Annotated in this window: 11 protein-coding genes; 9 read left to right on the top strand and 2 right to left on the bottom strand. The window is 72.2% G+C overall.

Going from position 1 to position 9,813, the window contains the following annotated elements; all coding sequences use genetic code 11:
- The 9 genes from AB0B89_RS31950 to AB0B89_RS31910 all read left to right on the top strand — a co-directional run.
- Window positions 1-436, top strand: a 436-nt coding sequence (locus AB0B89_RS31950; RefSeq protein WP_358560224.1) for a CAP domain-containing protein, incomplete at its 5' end; no start/stop codon positions are given.
- Window positions 437-606: 170 nt separating this feature from the next.
- On the top strand, window positions 607-1,323 hold the full coding sequence (locus AB0B89_RS31945) for a class III extradiol dioxygenase subunit B-like domain-containing protein (protein ID WP_358560222.1): 717 nt from the start codon (window positions 607-609) through the stop codon (window positions 1,321-1,323).
- Between the two features lie 107 nt (window positions 1,324-1,430).
- The gene (locus AB0B89_RS31940) at window positions 1,431-1,958 is read left to right on the top strand and encodes a methylated-DNA--[protein]-cysteine S-methyltransferase (protein WP_358560220.1); all 528 of its coding nucleotides are present in this window, start codon (window positions 1,431-1,433) and stop codon (window positions 1,956-1,958) included.
- Window positions 1,958-2,875, top strand: a complete 918-nt coding sequence (miaA, locus tag AB0B89_RS31935) for a tRNA (adenosine(37)-N6)-dimethylallyltransferase MiaA (protein WP_358560218.1) — start codon at window positions 1,958-1,960, stop codon at window positions 2,873-2,875. The genes AB0B89_RS31940 and miaA overlap by 1 nt, the downstream gene beginning before the upstream one ends.
- An 11-nt stretch (window positions 2,876-2,886) precedes the next feature.
- Window positions 2,887-3,726 (top strand): diaminopimelate epimerase, encoded by an 840-nt coding sequence (gene dapF, locus AB0B89_RS31930; RefSeq protein ID WP_358560216.1) that lies wholly within the window; start codon window positions 2,887-2,889, stop codon window positions 3,724-3,726.
- Between the two features lie 63 nt (window positions 3,727-3,789).
- Window positions 3,790-6,108: a tetratricopeptide repeat protein gene (locus AB0B89_RS31925; RefSeq protein ID WP_358560214.1), complete on the top strand. Its 2,319-nt coding sequence runs from the start codon at window positions 3,790-3,792 to the stop codon at window positions 6,106-6,108.
- 24 nt (window positions 6,109-6,132) lie between these two features.
- Entirely contained in the window at window positions 6,133-6,891 is a 759-nt protein-coding gene (locus tag AB0B89_RS31920; RefSeq protein WP_358560212.1) for an SDR family oxidoreductase, read from the top strand.
- Between the two features lie 136 nt (window positions 6,892-7,027).
- The gene (locus AB0B89_RS31915) at window positions 7,028-7,390 is read left to right on the top strand and encodes a phosphomannose isomerase type II C-terminal cupin domain (RefSeq protein ID WP_358560210.1); all 363 of its coding nucleotides are present in this window, start codon (window positions 7,028-7,030) and stop codon (window positions 7,388-7,390) included.
- Window positions 7,391-7,784: 394 nt separating this feature from the next.
- Window positions 7,785-8,537, top strand: coding sequence for an HNH endonuclease family protein (locus AB0B89_RS31910; RefSeq protein ID WP_358560208.1), 753 nt, complete (start codon window positions 7,785-7,787; stop codon window positions 8,535-8,537).
- 206 nt (window positions 8,538-8,743) lie between these two features.
- On the opposite strand, the gene AB0B89_RS31905 is transcribed toward AB0B89_RS31910, so the two are convergent.
- Together AB0B89_RS31905 and AB0B89_RS31900 are read right to left on the bottom strand one after the other, a co-directional pair.
- The gene (locus AB0B89_RS31905) at window positions 8,744-9,136 is read right to left on the bottom strand and encodes a PepSY domain-containing protein (protein ID WP_358560206.1); all 393 of its coding nucleotides are present in this window, start codon (window positions 9,134-9,136) and stop codon (window positions 8,744-8,746) included.
- A gap of 46 nt (window positions 9,137-9,182) precedes the next feature.
- Window positions 9,183-9,813 (bottom strand): ATP-binding protein (locus AB0B89_RS31900; RefSeq protein WP_358560204.1); only part of this gene is annotated, 631 nt, incomplete at its 5' end.

Below are 9,813 nucleotides of genomic sequence, written 5' to 3'. Positions count from 1 at the left end.
CAAGCCGACCAAGCCCGCGTCCAGCCCCTCCCCGACCGGCAAGGTGTCGGCCGTCGTCGCCGCAGAGGACGAGGTGGCGCGCCTGACCAACGCCGCCAGGCAGGAGCAGGGCTGCGGCCCGCTGCGCATCGACGAGAAGCTGCGCAAGGCCGCGCGGGGCCACTCCGACGACATGGCGGCCAAGGGGTACTTCGACCACACCTCGGCCGACGGCCGTTCCCCGTGGGACCGGATCAAGGCCGCCGGGTACAACGCGTCGATGTTCGCCGAGAACATCGCACGCGGCCAGGCCACCCCGGACGCGGTCGTCAAGGGCTGGCTGAACAGCCCCGGGCACCGCGCGAACATCATGAACTGCAAGCTCAAGGCCATCGGCGTCGGCGTCCACTTCGGTAGCGGCGGCCCCTGGTGGACCCAGGACTTCGGTTCCGCCTGACCTGGACGGCTCTCCGGAACGGCCCACCGCCGTCCTCTCCGCTCGACCGGCTCCAAGGACCCATGGTCCGGCCCGTAGAGCCGGGGAGGACGGCGCCGTCCGTTCCGGCGGCGAGCCGGGCGGGAGGGCGGCCGGTCCGGGTGGCGGGCCGGTGGGGTTAGCCTGATCTTGTGCTCGTCGCCGCGGCCGTCTGCCCGCATCCTCCGCTGATCGCCCCCGAGATCGCGGGAGCGGCGGCGCCGGAGCTCGACGACCTGCGCGACGCCTGCGCGTCCGCGATCCGGTCGCTGGCCGCCTCCCGGCCGGACACGCTCGTCGTGGTCGGCGACGCCGAGGCGTCACGCTCGTACGAGCCGCACGCGGGCGGGAGCCTCGCCCCGTGGGGCGGCGCCGGCGTCCGCGTGGGCTCGGGGAGCCCGGTCCTCCCGCTTTCCCTGACCGTCGGCCGCCTGCTCCTGGACCTCGCCGGGTCCGGGCCCGCCTCCGGGTACGAGGCGGTCGCCTCCGACGCCCCGCCCGAGGCGTGCCGGCGGCTCGGCGCGGCTCTGGCGGGTCGCGGGCGGCGGGTCGCGCTGCTGGTCATGGGCGACGGCTCCGCCAGGCTCACGGTGCGCTCGCCCGGCTACTTCGAGCCCGGTGCCCTCGCTTACAACGAGGCGCTCGCGCGGGCGCTCGGCGGCGCGGACGTACCGGCCCTGGCGGCCCTCGACCCCGCTGAGGCCGCGGAGCTGTGGGTGGCGGGCCGGGTGCCGTTCCAGGTGCTCGCGGGCGCGGCCGGGGCCGAGTCGGAGGGCGGGAGCGGCTTCCACGGCGAGCTGCTCTACGACGACGCGCCCTACGGCGTCGGCTACCTCGTGGCCCGCTGGACCCGGCACGAGCCATCGTGAGCGGCGGCTCGGAGGATCGGGATGGGACCACGCCCGGCCGTGGTTACGGTGGGAGGACGGGTGCGGCGCTCGCCGCGCCGACGACTAGCGCGGATGGACATGATCGGATGGTAGACGTCGCCTTCGGCAGCGTGCCGACACCGCTCGGCGACGTGCTGGCGGCCGTCACCCCGGATGGGGTGGTGGCGACCGTGTTCCAGGACAGCGACGCCGCCAGGCGGAGGCTGCTCGGCCGGCTCGGCGTGCCCGGCGTGGACGATCCGGCCCGTACGGCGCACGCCCTGGACGAGCTGGCCGCCTACTTCGCCGGGGAGCTCCGGGAGTTCACGGTGCCCATCGACTGGCGCCTGATGTCGACGATGCAACGGCGGGTGCTCGGCGCCCTGTACGAGACGGTCCCGTACGGCAGGGTGACGACCTACGGCGACCTGGCCGGGAGCAGCGGCTCCGGCGTGCCTGCCCGCGCCATCGGGTCGATCATGGGCAGCAACCCCGTCCCGATCATCGTCCCGTGCCATCGGGTCGTCGCCGGGAACGGGCTCGGAGGGTTCAGCGGCGGCGACGGGGTCGACTCCAAGCGCTGGCTGCTCACCCTGGAGGGCTACCTGCCGCCGACCCTCGACTGGGAGCTGTAGTGGAGCGCGCGGACGCGGGGCCGCCGGTCGTCGCCGTCGTCGGGCCGACCGCCGCGGGCAAGTCGGACCTGGCCGTGGAGCTCGCGCTCCGCCTCGGAGGCGAGGCGGTCAACGCCGACTCCATGCAGCTCTACCGGGGGATGGACATCGGCACGGCCAAGCTCTCGCCCGCCGAGCGCCGTGGCGTCCCCCACCACCTGCTGGACGTCTGGGACATGACCGAGACGGCGAGCGTGGCCGAGTACCAGCGGATGGCCCGCCCGCTGATCGACGGCATGCGCGCCAGGGGAGCGGTGCCGATCCTGGTGGGCGGTTCCGGTCTTTACATCCGCGCGGCCCTGGACGATCTGGAGTTCCCCGGCACGGACCCCGAAATCAGGGCCAGGCTGGAGGCCGAGCTCGGCGTCGCCGGTCCCGAGGCGCTCCACCAGCGCCTCAAGGAGCTCGATCCGGTGGCCGCCGAGGGTGTTCTTGCGAGCAACGGCCGCCGCATCGTGCGCGCGCTGGAGGTGATCGAGCTCTCCGGCCGGCCGTTCTCGGCCACGATGCCCTCCTACGACGCCGTCTACGACAGCGTGCAGATCGGCGTCCAGGTGCCCCGGCCGCTGCTCGACGAGCGCATCGCCATCCGGGTCGACCGCATGTGGGAGGCCGGGTTCGTCGAGGAGGTCAGGGTCCTCGCCGGCCGGGGGCTCGCGAGCGGCCGTACGGCCCGCAGGGCGCTCGGCTACGCGCAGGTGCTGCGCTTCCTTGAGGGGGAGTGGACCGAGGACCAGGCCAGGGAGGAGACCGTCAGGTTGACGCGACGGTTCGCCCGGCGCCAGGAGTCGTGGTTCCGGCGCGACCCTCGGGTGAGGTGGCTGCCCTTCGACGCTCCTGACCTGGTCGAGCAGGCCCTGACATTGGTCGCGGGGTAAGATTCGGTGACATGCGTTTCGTAAAGGGCCACGGCACCGAGAACGACTTCGTCATCCTTCCGGACCCTGACGGGAGCCTCGATCTGACCGCGTCGCTGGTGACGGCGCTGTGCGACCGCCGCTCCGGCATCGGGGCCGACGGGGTGCTCCACGTCGTGCCCGCCAAGCTGAGCGCGGAGGCCGCCGAGATCGCCGATCGCGAGTCCGGCCGGTCGCACGGCGCCGACTGGTTCATGGACTACCGCAACGCCGACGGCGGCGTGGCCGAGATGTGCGGCAACGGCCTGCGCGTCTTCGCCCGCTATCTCGTGGACGCCGGGCTGGCCGACCCGGGGGAGTTCGACGTCGTCACCCGCGCCGGCGTCCGCCGCGTACAGCTCGCGCGCACCGGGGACGTCACCGTCGACATGGGCGCGCCGGAGGTCCTCGGCGAGAGCGTGGCGACCGTCGGAGCCACCGAGTACGAGGGGCTCGTCGTCGACATGGGCAACCCGCACCTGGCCTGCGTGACCGGCGACCCGGTGACCCAGCTCGACCTGACCTCGCAGCCCGGCTTCGACCCCGCCGTCTTCCCGCACGGCGTCAACGTCGAGCTGCTCAACCTCGTGGGGGAGCGCAGGGTCGTGATGCGCGTGTACGAGCGCGGTTCCGGAGAGACCCGGTCCTGCGGCACGGGCGCGGTGGCCTCGGCGGTGGCGGCGGCGCGTCTCGCGGGAGAAACCTCGGGCACGTGGACCGTCGAGGTGCCGGGGGGCGTCCTCACGGTGACGCTCGACGGGCGCGCGAGCCACCTGACCGGCCCGGCCGTCCTCGTCGCCTCCGGCGAGTTCCCCGCCTTCGCCCTCTCCTGAGCGGGCCGCGGGGTCCGGTTGCGGCCGCCCGCTCGTCCACCGCACCGCCCGCATGTTTGGGGCATGCTCTGCGAACTGGCAGACTGGCGTGCCATGGACGTGGACATCTGGGCCTGGGTCTCAGACACCCAACGGCAACTGGCCGAATCGGGGAACACCGGGCTGGCCATCGCGCTGGGCGACCTCCCGGCGCAGGCTTTCGAGGGCCGTTATGCCCAGCTCGACGTGATGGCGCCGGCGGTCGCCCAGCAGGCCGAGGCGCTGGAGCTGCCGTGGCTTGAGCTCTTCGCCCGGCACTGGCACCTGGTCAGCCGCATCGGCGACCGCGCTCAGGGCACGGTCGCGCTCGGCGACGCCGAGGCCCTGCTGGAGTTCGCGCGGCGCGAGGACACCAGGGAGTGCCCCTCGGTTCCCGCCGCCGTGGAGGCGCTCGCCGTCTGCCAGGCCAACATCGACGGCCCCGGGTACGCCGCCGAGCGCCTCGCCGCTCTCGGCGCCGCGCTTGAGGCCGTGCGGCCCGGCTCGCCCGCCTTCTGCGGGCTCGTCACGCAGTACGTCGCGGCGTTGTCCGACGCGGGCGAGGCCGAGCAGGCCGTCACCTACTACGAGTCCGCCGTCGCGGGCCGCAGGTCCGCCGAAGGGCAGGTCAGCTGGGAGCTGGCGGCCTCGGGCGTGCGGGCGCTGCTCGCCGCGGGCCGCACGCAGGAGGCGCTCACCGAGCTCGACTCCGCCAAGGAGTTCCCGGCGGACGACCCGGTCGCCAAGGAGCACCGCGAGGGGGTGCTGCGCGCCCTGGTGCTGGCCACCGCGGGGCGTCTGACCCCGGCGCTGGAGGCGCTCCCCGACCTCGACGTCGTCGGCGACCACCCCCGTGACTGGGTCGAGTGGGCGCGCGCCGTGCGGCTGCTCGGCGAGGTCATCAGCAACACCTGGCAGCTCGGCCGTGTGCTTCGCCAGTGGATGGGCTACTTCGAGACCATGGGCGTCAACCGCGGGCGGGTCGAGCTGGCCCTGATCGCCGGTGAGCTCGCCGTGGCGCGGCAGGGCGTGTGGCAGGCCCGCGCGCTCGCCGACCTCGCCGAGTCCTGGCTTGGCGAGCTGCGCACGGCCGAAGGGCTGTCCGAGCGTGTGACCGCGCTGCGTGCCGCCGCCGACGCCGCGACGCCGCCCCCGGCTCCGGGCCCGCAGGACGAGCTGGTCGCCTACTTCGACGCCGCCGACGGCCACAACGCCGACCCCGAGCGCTGGGTGGGCTGGCTGTGGCCGCTGTCGGGCACCGACCTCGAGGCCACGCGCCGCCACACCACGACGCTGGGCTTCCTCGGGTACGCGCCGCTGGGCGCCGACATCCTGTGGAAGACGATCGTCGAGGACGCCGACCCGGCCACCGCCGAGGAGGAGGACATCGCCTACCTCACCGGCGTGCTGATCGAGGCGGGCCAGGACCAGCGGGTGGAGCGGTTCGCGGCCATGCTGCCCGCGCCGACCTCCCACCTCGCGCTGGGCAGGCTGCACCGGGCGCGTGAGCGGTGGGCCGAGACCACTTCCGAGGCCGAGAAGTCGCTCGCGGCCGGAGCCGAGGGCATCGTCGCGCTGGAGGCCAGGCGCCTGCTCGCGGGTGCAGCCCAGCAGCTCGGCGACAACGCCAAGGGCGCGGCCATCCTGCGCGACCTGGTCGAGTCGGGCCAGGGCGAGGAGGAGGACACCTGGCGCATGATCGTCATGGCCACCGCCTCCGAAGACTGGCCGCTCGTCCGCGAGGGCGCCGCCAAACTCGGCATGCAGCTCGACACCACCGAGGGCCCCATCGAGGAGGAGTGGCACCTCGTCCGGGTCGTCCTGCCGGTCTCCGACGGCAGCCAGCGCGAGGTGCTCGCTGTGCGCACCGGTCCCGCCACCGCCCGGCTGCTCATCCCGCAGCCCCGCGGCATGGACTACAACGCCGGTGACGTCGTCGTCATCGACCCCCGGCCGCTGGAGCCGGTGCCCGAGGGCGCCGAGGAGCAGGAGAGCTACGTCATCCCGTTCGCCGGTGTGGCGCTGCTGCGTCCGGGCGGTTACACCAGCTGGTTCTTCGACGGGGCGGCCCCCAGCGAAGAAGACTGGACCGAGTTCAACGAGGTGATGGCCGAGCGCGGCTGGCCCATGTGGGTCTACAGCGACGAGAACTACTCGGTCTCCCACCCCACCACCCGCGAGCGGCTCCAGGGCGTCTACGGCTGGATCGCCGTGCCGCCGGGGATCGAGCCGGTCGAGGTCGACGCCCTGCTCGACGACGCGACCGAGCGCTGGAGCCACCCGCTGGCCTGGCTCGACCTCGCGCGCAGCGCCGGCATCGAGGTGGAGCGGCACGAGCGCATCACCAAGGAGTACGGCCTGTAGATCCGGTGTCCCTGGGGAGCCATGGTGCTTGAGCGGTTCAGGCTCGACGGCAAGGTCGCCGTCGTCACCGGGGCATCCTCGGGGCTGGGCGTGGCCTTCGCCCGCGGCCTGGCCGAGGCGGGCGCCGACATCGCGATCGGCGCCCGGCGCGAGGACAGGCTGGAGGCGACGCGGCGTCTGGTCGAGGAGACCGGGCGCCGCTGCGTCGCGGTGGTCACCGACGTCACCAGCCCCGGCGACTGCCAGGCGCTCGTGGACGCGGCGGTCGCCGAGCTGGGAGGCGTCGACATCCTGGTCAACAACGCCGGGGTCGGCACGGCGGTGCCCGCGCTGCGGGAGACCCCGGAGGAGTTCCGCCAGGTCGTCGAGGTCAACCTGCACGGCTCGTACTGGATGGCCCAGGCCTGCGCGAAGGTGATGCGTCCCGGGTCGTCCATCGTGAACGTCGGAAGCGTGCTGGGCGAGACCACGGCCGGTCTGCCGCAGGCGGCGTACAGCGCGTCCAAGGCGGCCGTCGCCGGGCTGACCAGAGATCTGGCCCAGCAGTGGACCGGGCGGCGCGGCATCCGGGTCAACTGCCTGGAGCCGGGGTTCTTCGAGTCCGAGATGACCGCCAGCTACCGTCCCGGCTACCTCGACGGGCAGTTGGAGCGGCGCGTGCTGATGGGGCGGGCCGGTGACCCGGCCGAGCTGGTGGCCGCCGCGGTCTTCCTGGCCTCGGACGCCGGCTCGTACGTCACCGGCGTGGTCCTGCCCGTCGACGGCGGCTTCCTGGCAACATGATCCCGGCCGTCCGCCGCCTGGTCATGGATCGCCTGGGCGTCTCGTGGTTGTGGCGGGGCGGTTTCGTCCAGGTCACGCATACTTCATCCGTATGTGGAAGAGTCACGCGTACGTTTACGTGGAGTTGGGAGGCAGAGTGCTGGAGATCGACCGGCTTGCCGCGGTGGTACGAGACGAGCGCCCGTGGGGTGGTTTCGAGCGTTACACCCACAACGAGACGTCGACCGTCAAGATCATCGAGGTCGCGCCCGGGCAGCGGCTCAGCCTCCAGCGGCACAAATACCGCGACGAGCTATGGGTGGCCCTCGACCCCGGCGCGGTCTTCGAGATCGACGGCGAGCGCGTCGAGCCGTCGGTGGGCGACCGGGTGCTGATCCGTGCGGGGCAGACCCACCGGCTGAGCTCCTCCGGCCCGGCGACGCGCATTCTGGAGGTCGCCTTCGGCCACTTCGACGAGGACGACATCGAGCGCCTCGACGACGCCTACGGAAGAACCTGACGGGCCCGGAGTCCCTGGCTTTCCTTTCTTGGACCCGCAGGACCGTTCTACGACCCCGTGAGACCGTTCTACGACCCCGCGAGACCGTTCTACGACCCAGGAAACCCTTCTTGTGCCCGTGAGATCGGCTTCGGTCCGTGAGCGTTCTTGTGCCCGTGAGATCGGCGCCCTGATCGCGACGGGAGCTCGTTTCTCGCGGATCCGCTCGATTGTTCTTCCGTCCATAACCGCTGTCCGCATGCCTCCCCCCGAGGATTCGTCCGATCTACCTGGGCTTGGCCGCCTTCTCCCGGGCTTTGCCGTAATCGCGGCTTTCGGGGGTAGTTGCTATACCTAGGTATTACTTTTTCTTTACCTGGGGGTGGCAGTGCGCCTGCGTGGATCTCGCGCGATCATGGCCGGAGTCGTGGCGGCCGTCATGCTGATGGGGTGTGGCCCCATCGACGCCAATGGCGCCGGTGGCGGCGGTGTTGGTGACATGGGGTCCGGGGATGGTGGCGGTGCCGGTGGCGATTCCACCGGTGTCCTCCCTCTGGACAATCCCAAGGGCACCGGGCGCGGCCTCGCCGCGATCACGTCGTCCAAGGACCGCGTCGCGGCGGTCAAGCTGATCGAGAAGTTGCCGACCAAGGGACGCGGCCCCAAGACCGGCTATGCCCGGGCCGAATTCGGGTACGCGTGGGCGGACAACGCCGAGGACATCCCGTTCGCGCACAACGGCTGCGACACCAGGAACGACGTCCTGGCACGCGACGGCGACGATCTGAAGTACCGCTCGGGCTCCAAGTGCGTCCTGGCCTCGATGACGCTTCACGACCCCTACACCGGCAAGACCATCGCATGGACCAAGCAGGACGCCTCCGAGGTCCAGATCGACCACATCATGCCGCTGTCGTACGACTGGCAGATGGGCGCGTCGCGATGGACCAAGGCCAAGCGGGTCCAGATCGCCAACGACCCGCTGAACCTCATGCCCGTCGACGGCTCGACCAACTCCTCAAAGGGCGACTCGGGGCCGGCGACCTGGCTTCCCCCGTCCAAGGTCATCCGCTGCTCCTACGCCGTGCGCTTCGCGCAGGTGGCATTGAAGTACGAGCTCGCGGTCACCGCCCCCGACAAGGACGCCATGCTCGCCCAGTGCGCCTGACCCGCACCCGCCGTACGGTACGAGGCATGGACGAACTGTTCCGGCATGAGACGTGATGAGCTGTGCCGGTACAGGGAGTGAAGAAATGTTCCGGTCGGAGATGTGACGAACTGTTCCGGTGCGGGCTGTGAAAGCACGAGCCGTGCCGTGGTGAGCCCCCTCTGCCCTCCACGGCACGGCTAGACCTGTCGGTCGTCCTGGCCGTCCTAGTCGTCGTGCTTCTGGCGGAACTTGATGATCTTGCCGGTCTTGACGGAGATGTAGACGCGGTACTCGGTGTGGTGCTTCTTCAGCTCCACCTTCCAGACGCGGTAGCCGTGCTCCCACTCGCGCTCGACCTCGGTGACCCGCGCGCCGGGGACCCGCTTCTTGGCGATCCTGATCGCCTGCCGATAGGTGATCGCCGAGGACGTGGTGACCGTGCTCGTCGTGCTCGTCGTGGCCGTCACCGCCGACGCGGTCGTGGACGTCGAGGCGGCGGGCGTGGAGAGCGCGTTCGCGGCCGAGGCCGCCACGGCTCCGGTGGTGAGGACGGCGATCGCTCCGGCGCCCGCGATGGTGAGCCTGGCCGCCTTGCCGATGCTTCGTGTTTTCGTCATGGCCCCACATTCGCCGGGAACGCCCTAAGCCCGCGCTTCGGCGAAGTTAAGGGGCTCCTAAGGTCAGAACGACCACCGCGCCGCCGCCCGGCGCGGTGCCGAGCGACAGGGAACCGCCCGACGCCTCGGCCGTCCGCCGGGCGATGTCCAGCCCCAGCCCGGTCGATCCCGCGCCGCTGAGTCCCCGATCGAGGGGGCTCGCGCCCTCCGGCGCGAGCCCGAACCCCGGCCCCGAGTCGGCGACCTCGATCCGTACACCCCCGGACGCGGCGGGCGCCGCTCGTACGTCGCCCGGGGGGCCCGCCGGACGTACGTCACCGGCTGCGGCGGGCGTCAGTCGTACGGTGAAGGAGACGCCCTCGGGGGTGTGGGCGAAGACGTTGCCGAGCAGCGCGTCGACGCAGGCGGACAGCTCGGCCGCGCTGACGGCCACGCTGAGCGGCCCCTGGGGAAGGTCCAGTTCCACCGGCCGGCCCTGGTCCTCGGCCAGCACCGACCAGAACGTGACCCGCTCGGCCACCACCGCCACCGCGTCACAGCTCGCGTGCTCCTGCGACCGGCGGCGTACGTCCGTGATCACCGAGCTCACGGCGCGTTCCAGCGCGTCGACGCGGTTCCCGAGCCGCGCGGCCTCCTCCGGGTCGGTGAGCGACTCGGCCTCCAGCCGCAACCCGGTG

The organism is Sphaerisporangium sp. NPDC049002, from assembly GCF_040649355.1.
Classification (GTDB): Bacteria; Actinomycetota; Actinomycetes; order Streptosporangiales; family Streptosporangiaceae; genus Sphaerisporangium.
The sequence above is the reverse complement of the archived record's forward strand: the minus strand, read 5'-3'. Positions and strand labels throughout refer to the sequence as shown.

Coding starts and splice junctions, on each gene's coding strand:
- AB0B89_RS31910 (WP_358560208.1), top strand. CDS start 7,785: ATGGCCGGAGTCGTGGCGGCCGTCATGCTGATGGGGTGTGGCCCCATC.
- AB0B89_RS31940 (WP_358560220.1), top strand. CDS start 1,431: ATGGTAGACGTCGCCTTCGGCAGCGTGCCGACACCGCTCGGCGACGTG.
- AB0B89_RS31905 (WP_358560206.1), bottom strand. CDS start 9,136: ATGACGAAAACACGAAGCATCGGCAAGGCGGCCAGGCTCACCATCGCG.
- AB0B89_RS31925 (WP_358560214.1), top strand. CDS start 3,790: ATGCTCTGCGAACTGGCAGACTGGCGTGCCATGGACGTGGACATCTGG.
- dapF (WP_358560216.1), top strand. CDS start 2,887: ATGCGTTTCGTAAAGGGCCACGGCACCGAGAACGACTTCGTCATCCTT.